This window comes from Rhodococcus sp. 1168, assembly GCF_002091955.1.
In the GTDB taxonomy this organism is placed as follows: domain Bacteria; phylum Actinomycetota; class Actinomycetes; order Mycobacteriales; family Mycobacteriaceae; genus Rhodococcoides.
Genome location: NZ_MKKY01000042.1, coordinates 148,852 through 170,030, shown reverse-complemented (window position 1 = coordinate 170,030; position 21,179 = coordinate 148,852). Strand labels below are relative to the sequence as shown.

18 protein-coding genes are annotated in these 21,179 nt (G+C 62.8%); 17 read left to right on the top strand and 1 reads right to left on the bottom strand.

The annotated features are described in order from the left end of the window. The 15 genes from nusB (at position 1) to BJI47_RS07770 (ending at position 16,653) form a co-directional block, all read left to right on the top strand. On the top strand, positions 1-576 hold the full coding sequence (gene nusB, locus BJI47_RS07840) for a transcription antitermination factor NusB (protein ID WP_088943174.1): 576 nt from the start codon (positions 1-3) through the stop codon (positions 574-576). 117 nt (positions 577-693) lie between these two features. Next, a complete protein-coding gene (pyrR, locus tag BJI47_RS07835) occupies positions 694-1,290 on the top strand; it encodes a bifunctional pyr operon transcriptional regulator/uracil phosphoribosyltransferase PyrR (protein ID WP_088943173.1) in 597 nt (198 codons plus the stop codon). Next, the gene (locus tag BJI47_RS07830) at positions 1,290-2,237 is read left to right on the top strand and encodes an aspartate carbamoyltransferase catalytic subunit (RefSeq protein WP_088943172.1); all 948 of its coding nucleotides are present in this window, start codon (positions 1,290-1,292) and stop codon (positions 2,235-2,237) included. The genes pyrR and BJI47_RS07830 overlap by 1 nt, the downstream gene beginning before the upstream one ends. Next, complete coding sequence (locus tag BJI47_RS07825) at positions 2,234-3,535, top strand: dihydroorotase (protein WP_088943171.1); 1,302 nt, start codon at positions 2,234-2,236, stop codon at positions 3,533-3,535. The genes BJI47_RS07830 and BJI47_RS07825 overlap by 4 nt, the downstream gene beginning before the upstream one ends. A 5-nt stretch (positions 3,536-3,540) precedes the next feature. Beyond that, complete coding sequence (locus BJI47_RS07820; RefSeq protein WP_088943170.1) at positions 3,541-4,077, top strand: transporter; 537 nt, start codon at positions 3,541-3,543, stop codon at positions 4,075-4,077. Continuing rightward, complete coding sequence (gene carA / locus BJI47_RS07815) at positions 4,074-5,204, top strand: glutamine-hydrolyzing carbamoyl-phosphate synthase small subunit (RefSeq protein ID WP_088943169.1); 1,131 nt, start codon at positions 4,074-4,076, stop codon at positions 5,202-5,204. Before BJI47_RS07820 ends, carA begins: the two co-directional genes overlap by 4 nt. Then, positions 5,204-8,569, top strand: a complete 3,366-nt coding sequence (gene carB / locus BJI47_RS07810) for a carbamoyl-phosphate synthase large subunit (protein ID WP_088943168.1) — start codon at positions 5,204-5,206, stop codon at positions 8,567-8,569. Before carA ends, carB begins: the two co-directional genes overlap by 1 nt. Beyond that, positions 8,566-9,390: an orotidine-5'-phosphate decarboxylase gene (pyrF, locus tag BJI47_RS07805; RefSeq protein WP_088943167.1), complete on the top strand. Its 825-nt coding sequence runs from the start codon at positions 8,566-8,568 to the stop codon at positions 9,388-9,390. Before carB ends, pyrF begins: the two co-directional genes overlap by 4 nt. A 154-nt stretch (positions 9,391-9,544) precedes the next feature. Continuing rightward, a complete protein-coding gene (mihF, locus tag BJI47_RS07800) occupies positions 9,545-9,865 on the top strand; it encodes an integration host factor, actinobacterial type (protein WP_084348990.1) in 321 nt (106 codons plus the stop codon). 12 nt (positions 9,866-9,877) lie between these two features. Next, on the top strand, positions 9,878-10,492 hold the full coding sequence (gmk, locus tag BJI47_RS07795; RefSeq protein ID WP_176224726.1) for a guanylate kinase: 615 nt from the start codon (positions 9,878-9,880) through the stop codon (positions 10,490-10,492). Positions 10,493-10,629: 137 nt separating this feature from the next. Next, on the top strand, positions 10,630-10,935 hold the full coding sequence (gene rpoZ, locus BJI47_RS07790) for a DNA-directed RNA polymerase subunit omega (protein WP_084348816.1): 306 nt from the start codon (positions 10,630-10,632) through the stop codon (positions 10,933-10,935). Positions 10,936-10,959: 24 nt separating this feature from the next. Further along, positions 10,960-12,201, top strand: coding sequence for a bifunctional phosphopantothenoylcysteine decarboxylase/phosphopantothenate--cysteine ligase CoaBC (gene coaBC / locus BJI47_RS07785; RefSeq protein WP_088943166.1), 1,242 nt, complete (start codon positions 10,960-10,962; stop codon positions 12,199-12,201). A 211-nt stretch (positions 12,202-12,412) separates the two neighbouring features. Further along, on the top strand, positions 12,413-13,627 hold the full coding sequence (metK, locus tag BJI47_RS07780; RefSeq protein ID WP_088943165.1) for a methionine adenosyltransferase: 1,215 nt from the start codon (positions 12,413-12,415) through the stop codon (positions 13,625-13,627). A 48-nt stretch (positions 13,628-13,675) separates the two neighbouring features. Next, entirely contained in the window at positions 13,676-15,700 is a 2,025-nt protein-coding gene (locus BJI47_RS07775; protein ID WP_176224725.1) for a primosomal protein N', read from the top strand. A 101-nt stretch (positions 15,701-15,801) separates the two neighbouring features. Then, entirely contained in the window at positions 15,802-16,653 is an 852-nt protein-coding gene (locus tag BJI47_RS07770) for a cyclase family protein (RefSeq protein ID WP_088943298.1), read from the top strand. Here the strand turns inward: BJI47_RS07770 and BJI47_RS07765 are convergent. Further along, positions 16,569-18,401, bottom strand: coding sequence for a GGDEF domain-containing protein (locus BJI47_RS07765; protein ID WP_254900448.1), 1,833 nt, complete (start codon positions 18,399-18,401; stop codon positions 16,569-16,571). The two genes, BJI47_RS07770 and BJI47_RS07765, sit on opposite strands and share 85 nt — an antisense overlap. Before the next feature lie 294 nt (positions 18,402-18,695). Between BJI47_RS07765 and fmt the strand changes: the two genes are divergently transcribed. Then, on the top strand, positions 18,696-19,619 hold the full coding sequence (gene fmt / locus BJI47_RS07760) for a methionyl-tRNA formyltransferase (protein WP_176224724.1): 924 nt from the start codon (positions 18,696-18,698) through the stop codon (positions 19,617-19,619). Further along, positions 19,616-21,151, top strand: coding sequence for an RsmB/NOP family class I SAM-dependent RNA methyltransferase (locus tag BJI47_RS07755; RefSeq protein ID WP_254900447.1), 1,536 nt, complete (start codon positions 19,616-19,618; stop codon positions 21,149-21,151). Before fmt ends, BJI47_RS07755 begins: the two co-directional genes overlap by 4 nt. Positions 21,152-21,179 lie beyond the last annotated feature (28 nt).

Genomic DNA, 21,179 nt, shown 5'->3' with positions numbered 1-21,179 from the left:
GTGTCGTCGAAGAAGGCAGCAGCGCGCACCGAGCCCGTGAAGAAGCTCGGTGCGCGCCACAAGGCCCGTAAGCGCGCTGTAGATTTCCTGTTCGAGGCAGAGGCACGGGACACCGATCCGGTGAACCTCGCCAAAGAACGCATCGAGCTGGCTCGCGCGGACGATTCGATCGCCCCCGTGAGTGAGTACACCGAAACCTTGGTGGTCGGTGTGGCAGAGAACTTGGATCGGCTCGACGGTGTGATCTCCGATCATCTCAACGACTGGACACTCAAGCGGCTACCCGCGGTGGATCGTGCGATTCTGCGCGTTGCGGTATGGGAGTTGTTCCACGCTACCGACGTTCCCCCGGTCGTTGCTGTGGACGAAGCGGTCGAACTCGCCAAGCAGTTGTCCACCGACGATTCACCGTCGTTCGTCAACGGTGTGCTCGGCCAAATCGTCCTCGTCGCGCCTCAGGTTCGCGCGGCAGCAGCGGCAGTGTCTTCGCGCGTTGCAGCTGTCGGTTCTCAGCTGGACGGCGCTGACGAAGACACCTCATCGGTCGAAAGCCGAGAGCGTCCTTCCGGCGAGTAATGTCCGTCACGCCAGGCTGCCCCGGCAGTGCTCGAGGGCATGATGCATTGCTAGGCTGTCCAATTGTCAGACATCCTTTAACGATCCGTCCAGAGAGGCGGAGAAGGAGGTCGTAGTTTGCCTGCGCCCGAAAGCCCGTTACCTCCGTCCGAACAGTCGGAGTCCGCGCGAGAACTGTTGTCCGCTGCCGATGTCGGCAGGACCATTGCGCGAATTGCACATCAGATCATCGAAAAGACAGCGCTCGATTCCGCAGACGCTCCGCGGGTCGTGTTGCTCGGGATCCCGACCCGCGGCACCATCCTCGCGGACCGGCTCGCCGAACGTATCGAGGCGTTCTCGGGTGTCCGTCCGCCGCTGGGTTCGCTCGACATCACCCTGTATCGCGACGATCTCCGAAACAAGCCGCACCGGCCACTCGAACGCACGTCCGTTCCCGCTGGGGGCGTCGACGGTGCCCTGGTGGTTCTCGTCGACGACGTCCTGTTCTCCGGTCGCACGGTCCGATCAGCGTTGGATGCTCTTCGCGACCTCGGACGCCCGCGTGCGGTCCAACTCGCAGTCCTCATCGACCGCGGACACCGCGAGTTGCCGCTGCGCGCCGACTACGTAGGAAAGAACGTCCCCACGGCGCGGTCGGAGGACGTGAAAGTCCTGTTCACCGAACGCGATGGTCGTGATGGCGTCAGCTTGTCCGACGGGAGCTCGGCCTGATGAAGCATCTTTTGTCTGTGGCCGACCTGACCGTCGAGTCCGCAACACAGCTGTTGGACGAGGCCGATCGTTTCGAGCAGGCGTTGCTCGGCCGTGAGGTCAAGAAGCTTCCAACCCTCCGCGGCCGCACCATCATGACGGTGTTCTTCGAGAACTCGACCAGAACCCGCGTCTCGTTCGAGGTCGCTGGAAAATGGATGAGCGCCGATGTCATCAACGTCAGTGCAAGCAGCTCATCGGTTTCCAAGGGTGAATCCCTGCGCGATACGGCGATGACGCTGCGTGCCGCGGGAGCCGACGCTTTGATAGTGCGGCATCCGGCATCGGGCGCCGCACACCAGATCGCGTCGTGGACGGCAGGGCAGGGTGAAGGCACTGGTCCGGCGGTGATCAACGCGGGAGACGGAACGCATGAGCATCCCACGCAGGCGCTTCTCGACGCATTGACACTGAGGCAGCGTCTCGGGTCCATTGCGGGCAAACGAGTTGCCATCGTCGGTGACATTCTGCACAGCCGAGTCGCCCGGTCCAACGCGCTCCTGCTGTCGATGCTCGGAGCCGAAGTGGTGCTGATCGCACCTCCGACGCTCATGCCGGTCGGAGCGTCGAGCTGGCCGGTTCGGGTCTCGCACAATATCGATGCCGAATTGCCTGGGCTCGACGCCGTGCTGATGCTTCGAGTGCAGGCTGAACGAATGAACGGCGGGTTCTTTCCCTCGGCTCGCGAATACTCGATCACGTACGGGTTGTCGCAGAAGCGTATGGATCTGCTGCCCGAGCACGCGGTCGTATTGCACCCAGGTCCGATGCTTCGCGGCATGGAGATCGCGTCCTCGGTTGCTGATTCGCCGAGAACTGCTGTGCTGCAACAGGTTACGAATGGAGTTCACGTGCGCATGGCTGTGCTGTTTCGGTTGCTCGTCGGCTCGGACGGAGGAGCGGAATGAGCGTTGTACTCACCGGTGTGCTCGTCTACGGCGAGGGCCCGGAAACAGACATACTGATCGACGACGGTCAGATCGTGGCGATCGGGACAGATCTCGAAGTCGGTGACGCCGAAGTCGTCGATGCGCGCGGACAGATCGTGCTGCCCGGTTTCGTCGACCTGCATACGCACCTGCGCGAACCCGGCCGCGAAGACACCGAGACCATCGAAACCGGTTCGGCTGCTGCTGCGCTCGGCGGTTACACCGCAGTGTTCGCGATGGCGAACACGTCCCCGGTCGCCGATTCGGTCGTGGTTACCGATTACGTATGGCGTCGCGGTCAAGAGGTCGGTCTCGTGGACGTGCATCCGGTAGGTGCTGTCACCGTCGGACTCGAAGGAAAGCAACTCGCCGAGATGGCGATCATGGCCGCGGGCGTAGGCAAGGTACGCATGTTCTCCGACGACGGGCACTGTGTCGACGATCCTTTGATCATGCGTCGCGCGCTCGAGTATTCGAGTTCGCTCGGAGTGCTGATTGCGCAACACGCGGAGGAGCCGAGGCTGACGGTCGGGTCCATCGCACACGAAGGCCCGACGGCCGCGCGATTGGGACTGGCAGGCTGGCCGCGAGTGGCGGAGGAGTCGATCGTCGCGCGCGACGCTCTACTCGCGCGAGACGCCGGTGCCAGGGTGCATATTTGTCACGCATCGACTGCGGGAACCGTCGCCCTACTCGCGTGGGCACGCGGTCAGGGCATTTCCATCACCGCCGAGGTGACACCGCACCACTTGCTTCTCGACGACTCACGGCTCGAAACGTACGACGCGATCAACCGGGTGAATCCGCCTTTGCGTGAGACATCCGACGTCGAGGCCCTACGGCGCGGTCTGGCCGACGGCACGATCGACTGCGTCGCGACCGACCACGCGCCTCATGCCGAACAGGACAAGTGCTGTGAGTTCGCGCAGGCAAAGCCTGGAATGCTCGGGTTGGAGACTGCGCTGTCGATTGTCGTGCAGACGATGGTCGAGCCGGGACTACTCGACTGGCGAGGAGTCGCCCGAGTCATGAGTGAGCGGCCGGCGGAGATCGTGGGACTGCCGGATCAGGGCCGTCCTATCGAGGTCGGGGAGATCGCAAATCTCACCGTCGTGGATCCGAAAGCATGCTGGACCGTCACGGGGAAGAAATTGGCGAGTGTCGCTGACAACACGCCGTTCGAATCGATGACGTTCTCGGCAAAAGTAACCACCACGCTGCTACGCGGGCGAATCACCGCACGCGACGGTGTGATCCGAACGCCGACAGGAGCGTAAGGCACATGGACAGAGTTCTCATCGTGATCGCGTTCATCGTGTTCTGGCTTCTGATGATCGCGTTGATCTTCTGGGGTTGGCGCGGTCGGCAGAAACGACAGGCAGATCGAATCGGCACTTTCCCAGGGGTGCCGTCGGATATCGGTAGCACGGTTCTCGAGCCGTCGACAGGCCTGTATGTCGGCAGCACCATAGCGCCGAGCTGGCAGGACCGTATCGCGGTCGGCGACATCGGCCACCGGGCCACCGCCGAGCTCTCACGGCACCAGCACGGCATCTTGTTGGTCCGAACCGGCGAATCCACTATCTGGATTCCGGAGGAGTCCATTCGCGCGATTCGAACCGAGCGTGGGCTCGCCGGCAAGGTCATGAGTAAGGACGGGCTTCTGGTGATCCGTTGGGAATTGCCCACGGGCACCGAGATAGACACCGGATTTCGCGCCGACGACAAATTTGTCTACCCGGCGTGGGTCGACACAGACACAAATACTGATTCCGGCTCGAGTGCCGGTACAGATGATTCGAAGGAGACACCCGCGTGAGCAGCGCAGTTCTTGTTCTGGAGGACGGCCGGACGTTTCGCGGCACAACTTTCGGAGCCGAAGGTCGAACTCTCGGTGAAGCAGTGTTCTGCACCGGAATGACCGGTTATCAGGAAACTCTCACCGATCCCAGCTACCACCGCCAGATCGTGGTGGCCACCGCTCCCCAAATCGGCAACACAGGCTGGAACCAAGAGGACGGTGAAGCCTCGAGCGCAAGCGACCCCAACAAGATCTGGGTGGCAGGCTATGTCGTTCGCGATCCGGCGCGCCGTACGTCGAGCTGGCGTTCGACCGGAACGCTGCAGGACGAGCTCGAGAAACAGAACGTCGTCGGCATAGCCGGAATCGACACGCGCGCGCTGGTGCGTCACCTCCGCACCCGCGGATCCATGCGTGCAGGCGTGTTCTCCGGAGATGCACTCGGAAGCAAAGACGAGATGCTCGAGCAGGTACTCGGTCAGCCGTCGATGCTGGGAGCCGACCTCGCCGGTGAAGTGACCACGGCGTCGAGCTACACGATCGAGCCTGCAGGCGAGACTCGATTCACCGTCGTCGCAGTCGACCTCGGGATCAAGACGAACACTCCCCGCATGTTTGCCGAGCGCGGTGTCCGAGTGCACGTAGTGCCCTCGACGACGAGCATCGAGCAGATTTTGGAATTGAAGCCGGACGGCGTCTTTCTCTCGAACGGACCCGGGGACCCAGCGACCGCAGACTCCAGTGTTGCCCTCACCCGTAGCGTTCTCGAGCGGGACCTACCACTCTTCGGCATTTGCTTCGGCAACCAGATCTTCGGACGCGCACTCGGGCGCTCTACCTACAAGATGAAGTTCGGCCATCGCGGAATGAACATCCCGGTGGTCGAACACACCACCGGCCGGATCGCCATCACTGCGCAGAACCACGGTTTCGCGCTCGAAGGCGAGGCCGGCGAAGAATTCGACACCGACTTCGGTCGAGCGCGTGTCAGTCACACGTGCGCCAACGACGGCACCGTCGAAGGCGTCGAACTGTTGAGCGGGCGGGCGTTCTCCGTCCAGTACCACCCCGAGGCCGCGGCCGGTCCACACGACGCCGCATACCTCTTCGATCGTTTCACCAGCGTCCTTCAGGAGAAGAAGTAATGCCACGCCGCACAGACCTGAGCCATGTACTGGTCATCGGATCGGGCCCGATCGTGATCGGTCAGGCCTGCGAGTTCGACTATTCGGGAACCCAGGCCTGTCGCGTACTGCGCGAAGAGGGCCTGCGAGTCAGCCTGGTCAACTCCAACCCGGCGACGATCATGACCGACCCGGAATTTGCCGACGCGACCTACGTCGAGCCGATCACCGCAGAGTTCATCGAAAAGATCTTCGCCCGCGAGGCCGAACAAGGTCACCCGATCGAAGCTGTTCTCGCGACCCTCGGCGGGCAGACTGCCCTCAACGCGGCCGTCGCGTTGCACGAGCAGGGGATTCTGACCAAGTACGGTGTCGAGCTGATCGGCGCCGACTTCGACGCCATTCAGCGCGGCGAAGATCGACAGAAGTTCAAGGACATCGTCGCCAAAGTCGGCGGCGAGTCGGCGAAGTCGGCTGTCTGCTACACGATGGACGAGGCGCGAGCTGCCGTCGAAGAACTAGGTTTTCCGGTCGTCGTGCGCCCGTCGTTCACCATGGGCGGGCTCGGTTCCGGAATGGCATACAACGATACCGATCTGACGCGTATCGCCGGCGGAGGTCTGTCCGCCTCGCCGACCGCGAACGTCCTCATCGAGGAGTCGATCCTCGGTTGGAAAGAGTACGAACTCGAACTCATGCGCGACAGTCGCGACAACGTCGTGATCGTCTGCTCCATCGAGAACGTCGATCCGGTCGGTGTGCACACCGGTGACTCGGTGACCGTTGCCCCGGCGATGACACTCACCGACCGCGAATACCAGGCTATGCGCGACCTCTCCATCGACATTCTGCGTGAGGTGGGCGTCGATACCGGCGGCTGCAACATTCAGTTCGCGATGGACCCTGCCGATGGCCGGCTCGTGGTCATCGAAATGAATCCGCGGGTGTCGCGGTCTTCTGCACTCGCATCGAAGGCGACGGGGTATCCGATCGCCAAGATGGCCGCCAAGCTCGCCATCGGGTACACGCTCGACGAGATCGTCAACGACATCACCAGGGAAACGCCTGCGTGCTTCGAGCCCACTCTCGACTACGTCGTGGTCAAGGCGCCACGGTTCGCATTCGAGAAGTTCCCGGGCGCGGACGGCACCCTGACCACCACGATGAAGTCCGTCGGTGAGGCGATGTCGATCGGACGCAACTTCACCGAGGCGTTCGGCAAGGTCATGCGCTCGCTCGAAACCAAGCGTGCGGGTTACTGGACCGGCCCCGAAGTGACCTGGCCGAGCGATGCCGAAGGCGATCCTGCCGAGGATCTGGAGGGACTGCTCGCTGATCTGGCCGTGCCGCAGGACGGCCGCATGTACGGCATCGAGAAGGCATTTGCGCTCGGCGCAACGGTCGAGCAATTGTTCGAGTCCACCAAGATCGATCCATGGTTCCTCGATCAATTCCAGCTGATCCACGAGCTCGGCAACGACATCCGCGAGGCAGCAGAGTTCGACGAAGCCCTTCTGCGTCAGGCGAAGTACCACGGGCTCTCCGATCGTCAGATCGCCGCGCTCCGACCCGAACTCGGCGACGAAGACGGCGTCCGGGCTCTGCGAGGCGAACTCGGAGTCCACCCGGTCTACAAGACGGTCGACACCTGCGCCGCTGAATTCGAAGCGAAAACGCCGTACCACTACGGCACCTACGAACTCGATCCCGAAGCCGAGTCCGAGGTCGCCGAGCAACGCGAACGCGACAAGGTCCTCATTCTCGGATCGGGACCGAACCGCATCGGCCAGGGAATCGAATTCGACTACTCGTGTGTTCACGCGGCACAGACATTGTCCGAAGCCGGGTACGAGACGGTCATGATCAACTGCAACCCCGAAACCGTCTCCACCGACTACGACACGGCCGACCGCCTGTACTTCGAACCGCTCACCTTCGAGGACGTGCTCGAGGTCTACCGAGCCGAGGCACAGTCGGGCACGGTAGCGGGCGTCATCGTTCAGCTCGGTGGTCAGACTCCGCTCGGACTGGCGAAACGGCTGAAAGCAGCGGGTGTCCCGATCGTCGGTACCAGCCCTGAAGCGATCGACCTCGCGGAGGACCGCGGTGAATTCGGCCGAGTCCTGAACGAAGCCGGTTTGCCTGCACCGAAATTCGGCACTGCGACGACCTTCGACGGCGCGCGCGACATCGCGGCACGCATCGGATATCCCGTGCTCGTGCGTCCCTCGTACGTTCTCGGTGGGCGCGGGATGGAAATCGTGTACGACGAGCCGTCACTGGCCGGGTACATCGACCGGGCAACCGAGATCTCGCACGACAGGCCCGTCCTCGTCGACCGCTTCCTCGAAGATGCCGTCGAAATCGATGTCGATGCGCTGTGCGACGGCACCGAGGTGTACCTCGGTGGGGTGATGGAACACATAGAGGAAGCCGGTATCCACTCCGGCGACTCGGCCTGTGCGCTACCACCGATCACGCTCGGCCGAGCCGATATCGAGAACGTTCGTCGCTCGACCGAACTCCTCGCGAAGGGGATCGGCGTCAAGGGCCTTCTCAACGTTCAGTACGCACTCAAGGACGACATTCTGTATGTCCTGGAAGCGAACCCGCGTGCCAGTCGCACCGTGCCGTTCGTCTCGAAGGCCACGGCAGTGCAACTTGCGAAAGCATGTGCTCGGGTCATGATGGGTGAGTCGATCGCCGATCTGCGTGCGAGCGGCATGCTTCCTGCGGTCGGTGACGGCGGGACCACACCGCTCGATGCACCTATCGCCGTCAAGGAAGCGGTGTTGCCGTTCAACAGGTTCCGTCGAGCCGACGGCACCGGCGTCGACACTCTGCTGAGTCCGGAGATGAAGTCCACCGGTGAGGTGATGGGAATCGACGCTGATTTCGGCACTGCATTCGCCAAGAGTCAGACTGCGGCATACGGATCGCTGCCAGTCTCCGGCTCGGTATTCGTATCGGTGGCAAACAAGGACAAGCGTTCCCTGATCTTTCCCGTCAAACGCCTTGCCGACCTGGGCTTCACAATTCTCGCTACCGAGGGAACCGCAGAGGTCCTGCGGCGCAACGGGATCACCTGCGAGCAGGTGTACAAGCAGTCCGGCGAAAAAGTCCCTGAAGGAAAGACGACGATCGTCGCTCGCATACTCGCCGGCGACATCGCGATGGTGATCAACACGCCCTACGGCAACTCGGGTCCACGCGTCGACGGGTACGAAATTCGAAGTGCGGCCGTGGCACAGAACATCCCGTGCATCACGACGGTCCAGGGTGCATCGGCAGCGGTGCAAGGTATCGAAGCCTCCATCGCAGGCGGCATCGGTGTTCGCTCGCTTCAGGATCTGCATGCAGCGATGGCCGGACGCGGTCAGGCATGAGCGCGGGCAGGTGGTTGGATCGACTTCGCACCGCGACCGCCTCGCGGGGTCGACTCTGTGTCGGCATCGACCCGCATCCGGCACTGCTCGACGCATGGGGTCTGCCCAGGTCCGCCGACGGATTGGAGGCGTTCGCGGAGATATGCGTCGAAGCCTTCGTCGGTGAGATCGCCGTCGTGAAGCCTCAGGTCGCTTTCTTCGAGGCCTACGGCAGCGCAGGCTTCGCGGTGTTGGAACGCACGATCACGGTTTTGCGAGACGCCGGCACGATGGTGATCGCCGACGCGAAGCGAGGGGATATCGGTACCACCATGCGTGCGTACGCGCAGACATGGCTGGGGGAGGAGAGTCCGTTGTCTGCGGATGCGGTGACGGTGTCGCCGTATCTCGGATTCGACTCCTTGACCGAGACGTTCGACGTGGCTTCCGCTCATGGGAAAGGCGTCTTCGTTCTCGCTCGTACGTCGAATCCCGAAGGTTCTTCGGTGCAGTTGGCCGAAAGCAACGATCGATCGGTTGCGCAAGCGGTCGTCGACGGAGCACGAATTGTCGGTCGTGACGGTCTCGGCACGGTAGGCCTCGTCGTCGGTGCCACCCGAGATCACGGTCTGGACCTGGCAGGTTTCGATGGACCGATTCTCGCACCGGGACTCGGTGCTCAGGGCGCCGAGGTCGCCGACTTGCGGCACATCTTCGGAGACTGCCGGCAACTGCTGCTGCCCAGTTCGTCTCGAGGAGTGCTTGCTGCCGGGCCGTCGATCGGCGCCCTCCAAGACACCGCTCGAACGCTGCGCGACGAGATCGAGACTGCATTGGCTTAGCTCACCGGCCGGAAGCGCTCGGCGGTGGGGGTGGGTTCGCCAACTCCGTCGAGCGTGGGTACCGTCGCTGTCGTTGCAGGTTACCGCTGGTATACCGCAGCGAAGTGCACGCAATACCCGTGCGCTGTTCACCTTTCGATGTGACGGAGGAAACGTGGCCCTTCCCCAGTTGACCGCAGAGCAGCGAGCAGCCGCTTTGGAGAAGGCGGCCTTCGCCCGTAAAACGAGAGCCGAGCTCAAGGAGCGTCTCAAGCGGGGCGGAACCGACCTTCAACAGGTGTTGAAGGATGCCGAAACCGACGAGATCCTCGGCAAGATGAAGGTCTCGGCGCTCTTGGAGGCACTTCCCAAAGTCGGCAAGGTGAAGGCCCAGGAACTGATGACCGAGTTGGAGATTGCGCCGACCCGTCGTCTACGTGGACTCGGTGACCGACAGCGCAAGGCGCTGTTGACGAAATTCGATTTCGAAGCTTGAGAGGTTCGACTGATGGCAGAGGTATCGACCGTGTCCGACAGTGACGCGTCACCGAGTGGGAGGGGTCGGCTCATCGTGTTGTCCGGCCCCTCCGGCGTCGGTAAGTCCAGCGTCGTTCGAGTTGTACGACGGACCCTGCCCGAGCTGTGGTTCAGCGTTTCGGTTACCACGCGTGCGCCGCGACCTGGCGAGGTCGACGGCGAGGACTATCACTTCGTTACCGCCGAGGAGTTCGATCGGATGGTCGAGGGAGACGAATTGCTCGAGTGGGCGAGTGTGCACGGTGGTCTGCACCGCTCCGGCACGCCGGCCGCCCCGGTAGAGGAAGCCTTGGAGCGAGGACGTCCGGTGCTGCTCGAACTCGATCTCGCCGGTGCACGTGCCGTCCGGGTGTCGAAGCCCGAAGCTCTGTTGGTGTTCATGGCACCACCTACCTGGGAAGATCTCGTGCAGCGCCTGACATCCAGGGCCACCGAAGAATCGGCGGCTACCGAGCGGCGACTGCAGACTGCACGGGTCGAATTGGCGGCACAGAACGAGTTCGACACGATCATTGTCAATGCCGATGTCGACCATTCGTGCGATGAGTTGGTATCCTTGTTGGTCGGTAGGTCTTCAGTCGGTTGATTCCGGCGTACTCCGGGCGATGTAGAGCCGATTTTCGCCAGCTTCAGCAGTCTTGCAGTACCAGCAGTGTGGCTTCGACCAGCAGACAGCACCAGCATTTTTCGCAGCAGTACCGATGCACTTTCAGGAGATCAATAGTGAGCAGCACTTCAGCGGCCGTGTCCGATTTCGACGGATCCAGCGTTCTGCCGGCCTACGACACGCCGCTCGGCATCACGAATCCCCCTATCGATGAACTTTTGGCGCGCACGTCGTCGAAGTACGCCCTCGTGATCTACGCGGCCAAGCGGGCCCGTCAGATCAACGATTACTACAACCAGCTCGGTGACGGCATCCTCGAATACGTCGGCCCGTTGGTCGAGCCGGGTCTGCAGGAGAAGCCGCTCTCGATCGCACTCCGGGAGATTCATGCCGATCTCCTCGAGCATTCCGAAGGCGAATAAGAACCGCTGGTAAGGAAGCAGCCGTTGCGCGTAGTCATCGGAGTAGGCGGCGGGATCGCCGCCTACAAGAGCTGTTCCCTCATTCGTAGCTTCACCGAGGGTGGACATCATGTTCGGGTGATCCCTACGGAGTCGGCGCTCGAGTTCGTAGGGCGGGCAACGTTCGAAGCGCTGTCCGGCAACCCGGTCCACACCGGAGTTTTTTCCGATGTGCCCGAGGTTCCACACGTCCGTCTGGGCCAGGAGGCCGACCTCGTCGTCGTCGCACCCGCCACGGCAGATCTACTGGCCCGGATCGCAGGCGGACGTGCGGACGATCTCCTGACCGCCACACTTCTGACCGCGCGATGCCCGGTCGTCCTCGCTCCGGCAATGCACACCGAGATGTGGGAGCACCCGGCGACGGTCGCCAACGTCGCCACCGTGCGTGGTCGTGGTGTCACCGTCGTCGAACCCGCGTCCGGTCGTCTGACTGGCAGTGACACGGGAGCCGGTCGCCTTCCGGAACCCTCCGAAATTTTTGCACTTGCGATGCTGCTGGCCGAGCGATCGGATGCACTCCCGCAAGATCTTTCCGGTCGTCGAGTCGTCGTGACCGCCGGTGGAACCCGCGAACCGTTGGACCCCGTCCGATTTCTGGGCAACCGCAGTTCCGGTAAGCAGGGATATGCGTTGGCTCGGGTGGCAGCTCAACGCGGGGCCGATGTCACCCTCATCGCTGGTTTCACCACCGAACTTCCCGATCCCGCAGCAGTGGACGTCGTACACGTGAAGACGGCGCGACAGATGCAGGAGGCGGTGCGCAAGTTCGCCCCGGATTCCGACGCGATCGTGATGGCGGCAGCTGTCGCCGACTTCCGCCCGGCAACCATCGCCGTGAGCAAGATCAAAAAGGGCGCCGACGAACCGGATTCGATCCCGCTGGTTCGAAACGACGACATCTTGGCGGGACTGGTCGAGTCGCGTCGTAACGGGGACATTGCACAAGCCACTGTGATCGTAGGTTTTGCTGCCGAGACCGGTGACGAGCAGGGCGATGTACTCACCTACGCGCGAGCGAAGCTCGAACGCAAGGGATGCGATCTACTCGTCGTCAACGCGGTGGGAGAAGGAAAAGCGTTCGAGGTCGACGACAACGACGGGTGGCTGTTGGGATCCGATGGTTCGGAATCAGCTCTCGGGGAGGGTTCGAAAGCTTTGCTTGCGAGCCGAGTCGTCGACGCCGTTGTCGGCATGCTCATGATCCAGCCTTCGGATCACCGGTGATCCGAAGGGTGCACAGCACGCGTCCGCCCGACTAAAGTGGCGTGCGCTTCGTGTCGGAAACCGGCTCGGGACGTCGAATTCATGGTTGTAGTTCTGAGTGAGTTGTAGTTCTGAGTTCTTCATCAGGTATGTGCTCGAATCGAATGATTGTTGATGGCCGACAGGGAGCTACGCTCCTGGCCGGCCGAAAGTACGCGTCGAGAGGAAATCCGTGAGCAAGTCCGGCAGTCGGCTCTTCACCAGTGAGTCTGTGACAGAGGGTCACCCAGACAAAATTTGTGACGCGATCAGCGATTCGATTCTCGATGCACTTCTCACCGAGGATCCTCGTGCACGCGTGGCAGTGGAAACTTTGGTCACGACCGGTCAGGTCCATGTCGCCGGTGAAGTGAATACCACCGCCTATGCCGACATTCCGCGGATCGTCCGTGAGAAGGTCCTCGAGATCGGCTACGACTCCTCTGCCAAAGGTTTCGACGGCAATTCGTGTGGCGTGAACGTCGCGATCGGTGCTCAGTCTCCGGAAATCGCCCAGGGAGTGGACAATTCACACGAGTCGCGCGTCGAAGGACTCTCCGAGGACGAGATCGACCGTCAGGGCGCAGGTGACCAAGGGTTGATGTTCGGGTACGCCAATACCGATACTCCAGAACTGATGCCGCTTCCGATCGCATTGGCGCACCGTCTCGCTCGTCGCTTGACCGAGGTTCGCAAGAACGGAACCCTGCCGTATCTGCGTCCGGACGGTAAGACCCAGGTCACCATCGAATACGACGGCGATCAGGCAGTGCGACTGGACACGGTCGTCGTCTCCACCCAGCACGCCGCCGATATCGACCTCGACAATCTACTGACGCCGGATATTCGCGACAAAGTTCTCGGCGCGGTGCTCGCAGATCTGAGCATCCCCACGCTCGACACTTCCAACATCAGACTGCTCGTCAATCCCACCGGTAAGTTCGTTCTCGGTGGACCGATGGGCGATGCCGGACTGACCGGCCGCAAGATCATCGTCGACACCTACGGCGGCATGGCCCGTCACGGCGGCGGCGCTTTCTCCGGTAAGGACCCGTCCAAGGTCGATCGTAGCGCCGCCTACGCGATGCGGTGGGTTGCCAAGAATGCTGTGGCGGCGGGCCTTGCCGATCGCATCGAGGTTCAGGTTGCGTACGCAATCGGTAAATCGGCTCCGGTCGGTCTGTTCGTCGAGACCTTCGGAACCGAAAAGACCGATCCCGTGCGTATTCAGGCGGCGATCTCCGAGGTGTTCGATCTACGCCCGGGTGCAATCATCCGTGACCTCGATCTGCTTCGTCCGATCTATGCACCGACCGCCGCATACGGCCACTTCGGCCGAACGGATATTTCGCTGCCGTGGGAATCGACCGATCGTGCCGACAAGCTGCGCGCTGCCGCCGGTCTCTGATATCGGTTTCGGGTACTTCGAGGGAGAGCAGTTCACGAACGGAGTGAGGTGAGCGGCGCAGCGAGAACGGCAGCCGAGGAGCGTCCCATTGCGCGGGTGTTGCCGCTGCTGCCGCTCGCTCACCTCGACCGGGAATTCGACTATCTAGTACCGGCCGAATTCGCCGATAGTGCTCAGCCCGGGGTGCGGGTTCGAATACGGTTCGCAGGCAGGTTGGTCGACGGATACATCGTCGAGCGTGTCGAGACCAGCGATCACACGGGAAAGCTCGGCTGGCTCGACCGCGTCGTCTCTCCCGAGAGGGTCCTGACGCCCGAGATCAGCGCATTGGTCACTGCCGTGGCTGCGAGATATGCCGGCACGAGAGCCGATGTCCTGCGTCTTGCTGTTCCACCGCGACATGCCAAGGTCGAAGGGGAGCCGTCCGGCGACATGCCGGTCATCGTTGCTCCCGCAATCGATTCGAGTGCATGGTCGTCGTACACCCACGGTGATGCCTTTCTCGATGCACTGCGGGCATCGAGGAGCCCGCGGGCGGTGTGGCAAGCACTTCCGGGCGAGGATTGGGCTCATCGCATCGCCGAACTCGCCGCAGTCACGGCGGCGAGTGGGCGAAGTGTCGTCGTGGTGGTGCCGGATCAACGCGACTTGGATCGTGTCGCGACCGCCTGCGAGGCGGTAGCAGGCTCGGACGCGGTGATCGCATTGTCCGCGGGTCTCGGACCTGCCAAACGCTACCGACGCTGGTTGGCGGCACTACGACGCGACGTGTCGATCGTCGTCGGCACCAGAAGCGCGGTATTCGCTCCGGTACGGAATCTGGGTTTGCTGCTCATGTGGGATGACGGTGACGACGGTTATGCCGAACCTCGATCGCCCTATCCACATGCCCGCGAGGTGGCGTTGTTGCGGGCGCACGAATGCGGATGTGCGGTCGTTTTGGCTGGGCATGCCAGAACTGCCGAAGCCGAGGCACTCGTGGATTCCGGTTGGGCACACGATCTTCTCGCGCCCCGGGAAGTGGTCCGGGCGCGGCAACCACACGTCGTCGCGCTGGCGGACAGTGATCATGCGTTGGCCCGAGACCCGGGGGCACGTGCAGCGCGTTTGCCTGCCATCGCATTCGATGCGGCACGAGCAGCATTGGCTGCGAATCTAGCTGTACTCGTGCAGGTTCCACGGGGCGGATACGTTCCGTCGCTGGCCTGCGGCAAGTGTCGAAATCCAGCGAGATGCCGTCGCTGCAACGGACCGTTGTCCTTGCCGTCCGCTCCGGGAGCAGACGGCGCAGGCAGCCCCACCTGCAGTTGGTGCGGCGTCGCCGATACCAACCATCGCTGCACCGTCTGCGGGTCCCGAACCTTGCGGGCGGTCGTCATCGGTGCCCATCGAACAGCGGAAGAGCTGGGACGCGCGTTTCCTGGAGTGCCGGTCCAGACGTCCGGGGGAGCGTCGGTGCTCGACTCCGTCGCATCCGGACCGAGACTGGTCATATCCACTGTGGGAGCCGAACCGACCACGCCCGGTGGGTTCGGTGCTGCCCTGCTCCTCGACGGGTGGGCATTGCTCGGCCGCGCTGATTTGCGTGCAGCAGAGGAGACACTTCGCCGATGGATGACGGCCGCAGCCTTGGTGCGGCCCGGTACCGAGAACGGCCGAGTGGTCGTGGTCGCCGAATCGGAGATTCCGACGGTGCAGGCACTCGTGCGTTGGGATCCGGTCGGGCACGCCCGAAGCCAGCTGGAGGAGCGAATAGAGGTACGTTTCCCGCCGGCGGTCCACGTTGCGGCAATCGACGGGACGACGGCATCGATCACTGCGCTCGTCGAGGCGGCTGGGCTGTCGGACGAGGTGGAGGTACTCGGGCCGGTAGATCTCCCTGATGGTCAGCGCGCTCCAGCCGGCGGGGGAGAAGATGGCTTGCCGGGCGATGTCCAACGACTTTTGCTTCGAGTGCCTCGTAACGCCGGTGGGGCGCTTGCCCGTTCTCTCGCAGACGCGCAGGCGGCCAGAAGTGCAAGGAAGAGTACTACTTCGGTTCGAGTGCAGATCGATCCCATCAGAATCGGTTGAGTAGTCGGTGCGGGAGTGAGACTTCGAGCGCATAGAGTTTGTTTCCTACGACACTGGGCAAGGGTGCAGTTCGGGCCCTGGGAGAAGCGAAGGCTCACTCGATGAAAAGACGACAGCTGATTCGACGCGTGGCAACAGGTTTGGCAGTAGTTGCCGGAGCACGTTTGGCGGGGCCCACGCTTGCGCAAGCGGCGCCGGGAACGGGGTCGGCGGATTTTCCTGGGATCGGGATCCCGCTGGATCGTCTGCTGAAAATCGTGTCGCTTTCCCACGTCAACGACCCGGCCACGACACCGATATTCCCGGGCGATCCAGAGTTCGTTCTGGAGACTGCCGCGACCGTAGCCGAGGACGGTTTCTACATCCAGAATGTCAGAGAAGGCGAGCACACGGGTTCACATTGGGGCGCACCGGCGCACTTCCAGGAGGGCGGGCTCACTGCCGACCAACTTGCACCGGAAGATCTGTTCCTGCCTGCAGTGAAGATCGATATTCGTGAGAAATCAGCCGCGAACGCAGATTACGCGGTCACGGTCACGGACCTGCAGGAATGGGAGACGGTCAATGGCCGAATCCCGTCGGGCGCAGCAGTCTTGTTGTGGACGGGGTGGGATGAGCGGTGGGGCTCGGATACGTACGCCAATGCCGATGCGCAAGGCGTGAGCCACCAGCCCGGTTTCTCTGCGGACGCGGCACAATGGCTCATCGATACGGGCCGACTGGCTGATCGAGGAGCGTTGGGAACCGATACGTTCGGTCCCGATCTCGGCAACGACGAGACCTATCCGGTGTCGGTCAAACTGTACGACCGGCGCAGAATCAGTTTGGAAAATCTCACCAACCTGGGTTCGTTGCCGACCACCGGGGCCTATGTTTTGGTCGGGGGCCCGATCAACCGAGCCGGGTCGGGTTCACCCGCAACGATATTCGGACTGATCCCGAGGCTTTCCTGATTACCTGAACCGATCGAAATACGCAGGATGTCAGGGCTGCGGTGATTCGGCCTCCAGTCGAACGCCGCAGCAATGTCGTTCAGGTTGTAGACCATCCGAAGTGCGCCGTCGTAATCGTAGGTGAACACCCCAGCCTTGCCGCTCTTCTTTGCCTCGTACATAGCCCGATCCGCACTGCGAACTACGGCATCTGCCGTCGCGTCGCCGTCGAAAACGGTCAATTCGACCACTCCCACGCTTGCGCCGATCGACACCATGTAGCCCTCGATTGTTTGCGGCTTACGTAGTGTGTCGACTATCTCTTTCGCGGTCCGGCAACCGGCGTCGATACCCGCGGGGATGAGTACGGCGAACTCGTCGCCTCCGAATCGGGCAACGACGCCACCATGTTCGCCGCCGTTGACGGTGTCCGCCAACCGTTTCGCGAGAATCTCGAGCAAGCGGTCACCGGCACCGTGGCCGAGGCGATCGTTGACAGCCTTGAAGTTGTCCAGGTCGATCAAGAGCAACACACCGATTCGTCCGCTCGCGTTGTGGAGGTCGATCGCTGCGCTCAGGTGCTCGTCGAATGCGGATCGGTTGAGCAAGCCGGTCAACCCGTCGTGGTGTGCCCGATAGCTGAGCTCGGCCTGCGCTTCGGACAGGCGTCGGAGGAGTGCGTCGTTTTGCAGCAATGTCATTACCTGACGGGCCAACGAGAGCACCACCACGGCGAAGAACAGTGCGAGCACCACGGTGTCGACGGAACTGTGGGCCGCCCATTGCACCCCGAGGAACGTGCCGATCAGCACTATCAATGCGTAGGGCAGCAACAATTGCGTTCGATCACCGGCCAAGGAATCAAGCGACAGTCGGGGTGACGTGGACTGTGCATTCGGTGTCCAATTCGTATTCGGTGTCCAATTCGACCGTTCGATCCGACCGACGCTGTCGACGGATCGTCCGGTAGGTACGGACGCGGCGAGTGCAACAAGAACGGGTCCCGCGATGAAGCCTGCGTCGGCGAACAATGGCATTTCTTCGGCGCCGGCGGCGATGAGATAGGCGTACAGACTGTCCGAGATGGCCACACACACGAGTCCGGCACCGAGTAGAGACAATTGTGCGCGATAGCGGCCGGGGACGTCGGATAGCACGGCGAGCAGACTGACCATGACGACAAGTACGAGGTCGGTGATCGGGTACATCAACGCGACGAGGAATCGCAAGGAATTCGTTTCCTCGGATCGTGCGACGTGCCCCAGCGCGGTGGACCATGACAGTACGAACAGTGAGCCGACGATCACCATGCCGTCGAGAACCGAGGTGATCCAAGCATGAGTGGAACCGACCCCGGTGCGGCGCGGCGACTTTCCGACGACCGCGAGCAGAGCAGAGACGGAGAAGATCGGAAGCAGAAAGAAACCGATGTCCGCATACGACGGTGACGGCAGTGCGGTGTGGAGAACTGAACGGTACAGCGCCCAGATCAGCATTCCTGCCGACCAACTGGCCATACCGGCGGCCATCAGAACCCGCCACCTTCGCTCGGCTCCGGTGCGATGTCCGGCCGTGTACCAACAGATCGACGCGGCTGCGACTCCGCCGATCAGCTGCGCGAGATCGTCCAGGACCACCGAGAGCTGTTTCGGCAGAATTCCGGATGAGACGACGCCGACGACGACGGCAACCACAATGAGATAGGCCGCTGTTCGTGGACCCACCGAGTATTGGGACACTGCCGCGGCCGAGGGGCTTGCGATGGACAAGCTCCCTCCTCTCGTACGCGAAAAATTATCGGCCGTGGCGGTGGTGCGTATCGGCTGACATCGAGATTGTCCAGTCGACGCTCGCTGGCCCGACCAGGCTAGCGGGTGATCGCGGGCAACATGTCTGCTCGGGCCCAATAGTGCGGAGTAAGTGCAGCCCCGGGCGGATCCGAGGCAGGACCGACACATGCGGGAACCCCGCGGGAGCGGTGGTTTGTCGGGAACCGAGCAGATGGTCCCTAGAATGGGGAGTTCGTCGTAAGAGTCGTATTGCCTATTCGCGGGAGCTCACTGGTGCGTGTTGTGTTTGCAGGGACGCCTGACCCGGCGGTTCCGTCACTGGAACGTCTTATAGCGTCGGACAAGCATGAGGTGATTGCGGTAGTCACCCGACCCGATGCAGCGTCGGGCCGTGGACGCAAACAGGTTCGCTCGCCGATCGGTGTTCTGGCCGACTCACACGGCATCCCGGTACTGACGCCTGCGAGCCCCTCCGATCCTGAGTTTCTCGACGCATTGGCGGCATTGGAGCCCGACGTCTGCCCCGTCGTGGCCTACGGTGCCCTACTACCTCGGCCGGTGTTGAACATTCCCCGGTTCGGTTGGATCAACCTGCACTTCTCGCTGCTGCCTGCCTGGCGTGGCGCCGCCCCCGTACAGGCAGCTATCGCGGCCGGTGACGACGTGACAGGTGCGTCGACCTTCCTGCTCGAGGAGGGGATGGACACGGGGCCGATACTCGGTGTCGTAACCGAAGTCGTTCGGCCGTCGGACACTGCCGGCGACCTTCTCTCCAGGCTCGCGATCAGCGGTGCCGAGCTGTTGGAAGCCACCTTGGATGCCATCGATGCGGGGGAAGCGTCCGCGCTGCCGCAAAGCGTGGATGGCGTCTCGTACGCCAAGAAGGTGACCGTCGATGCTGCGCGCATCGACTGGACGCGTTCGGCAGCAGCAGTCGAGCGTCAGATCCGAGCAGTCACGCCCAACCCTGGCGCATGGACGACTGTAGGCGATATTCGTATGAAGGTCCTCCCAGTGACCGTATCGACCGAGAGAATGGAACCTGGACACATCGTTGTACGAAAGGACGGTGTGTACATAGGTACGGCAAGCACAGCCGTCGTCCTCGGTGACATAGTGCCGCAAGGCAAGAAGCCGATGAAGGCACTCGACTGGGCTCGCGGAGCCCGGCTTACGGAAACGGCAGTGGCGCAATGAGTTCGGAAGACAAGTCCAGTCGCGGCAATGCTGGAGGCGGCCGAAACGAACAAGGCGGACGCCAAGGAAAGCGTCGGTCGACATCTGCCGAGTCGTCCGGCACCAACGGAGCATCCCGCCGCCCGCAGGGGGCATCGAGAGGCACGGGCACCAACCGGCCGCCGCGGGGAAACGGCCCGGCCGCTGCCGGTGCGGTCGACGCCGCCCGTCTGGCGGCTCGCGACGTTCTCAAGGCTGTTCGGGAGCGCGACGCCTATGCCAACTTGGTCCTGCCGGGCCTGCTACGCGAGCGCAAACTCGATACCCGAGACGCAGCCCTGGCAACCGAACTCGCATATGGAGCGTCCCGTGCCCGCGGGCTGCTCGACGCCGTGATCGAGAGTGGCTCGGGCCGGTCCATCGCCGATATCGACGGTGGATTGCTCGATATTCTGCGGCTCGGGGCGTATCAACTACTCCGCACCAGAGTTGCACCGCACGCGGCAGTAGCCACGTCCGTCGATTTCGCGCGAGCGGAGTTCGGCAGCGGCAAAGCCGGCTTCGTCAATGCTGTGCTGCGACGAGTCTCGGAGAAGACCGAGGCGCAATGGGTGGAGGAGCTGAGTCCATCCGCAGAACAGGATCCTGTCGGACATTTGGCATTCGAATACGCGCATCCCAAGTGGATCGCCCAAGCGTTCGCCGATGCGCTCGGAGCCGACGCCGGTGAACTCGCGGACGTTCTGGCCGCAGACGACGCGCGTCCTGCCGTGCATCTCGTCGCGCGTCCGGGTGAAATCTCGGCGGAGGAGCTCGCTCTCGTCACCGGTGGTGAAGAAGGTCCGTATTCGCCGTACGCGGTGCACCTCGACGGCGGGGATCCAGGCAAGCTCGACGCAGTTCGCGAGGGTCTGGCAGGAGTCCAGGACGAAGGTAGTCAGCTTGTTGCCAGGGCGCTGACGCTGGCGCCGCTCGAAGGTCCGGACGGCGGTCGATGGCTCGACCTTTGTGCTGGGCCGGGAGGCAAGGCCGCGCTACTCGGTGCGCTCGCCGAAATCGACGGTGCACGGGTCGACGCAGTGGAACCGACTCCTCATCGCGCCGAACTGGTCCGAAAGACCACCGCATCACTCCCGGTCACCGTCCACGTCGTCGACGGCCGAGACTCCGGCCTCGAACCCGGCTTCGATCGTGTTCTCGTCGACGCCCCCTGCACCGGACTCGGCGCGCTGCGTCGCCGTCCGGAAGCGCGGTGGCGTCGCTCACCCAAGGACGTTGCGACACTGGTCACTCTGCAGCGGGAGCTTCTCGCTTCGGCGATCTCACTCGTGCGGCCGGGCGGCGTCGTCGTCTACTCCACGTGTTCGCCGCACCTGTCGGAAACGACCGCTGTCGTCGCCGATGCTGTGCGACGCCATGGCGTCGCACAACTGGACACGCGGGAGTTGCTTCCGGATGTTCCTCTGATCGGCGACGGTCCCTCGGTGCAGCTATGGCCACACCGGCACGGTACCGACGCGATGTTCATGGCCGCGCTGCGTAAACCTCTCTGACTCGACGTCAGGATCGGCCGCGATCTCG

Bases quoted from the DNA above. Each gene is read 5' to 3' on its own strand.
- BJI47_RS07820 (WP_088943170.1), top strand. From the start codon at position 3,541: ATGGACAGAGTTCTCATCGTGATCGCGTTCATCGTGTTCTGGCTTCTG.
- BJI47_RS07770 (WP_088943298.1), top strand. From the start codon at position 15,802: ATGAAAAGACGACAGCTGATTCGACGCGTGGCAACAGGTTTGGCAGTA.
- carB (WP_088943168.1), top strand. From the start codon at position 5,204: ATGCCACGCCGCACAGACCTGAGCCATGTACTGGTCATCGGATCGGGC.
- BJI47_RS07825 (WP_088943171.1), top strand. From the start codon at position 2,234: ATGAGCGTTGTACTCACCGGTGTGCTCGTCTACGGCGAGGGCCCGGAA.
- BJI47_RS07830 (WP_088943172.1), top strand. From the start codon at position 1,290: ATGAAGCATCTTTTGTCTGTGGCCGACCTGACCGTCGAGTCCGCAACA.
- pyrF (WP_088943167.1), top strand. From the start codon at position 8,566: ATGAGCGCGGGCAGGTGGTTGGATCGACTTCGCACCGCGACCGCCTCG.
- BJI47_RS07755 (WP_254900447.1), top strand. From the start codon at position 19,616: ATGAGTTCGGAAGACAAGTCCAGTCGCGGCAATGCTGGAGGCGGCCGA.
- gmk (WP_176224726.1), top strand. From the start codon at position 9,878: ATGGCAGAGGTATCGACCGTGTCCGACAGTGACGCGTCACCGAGTGGG.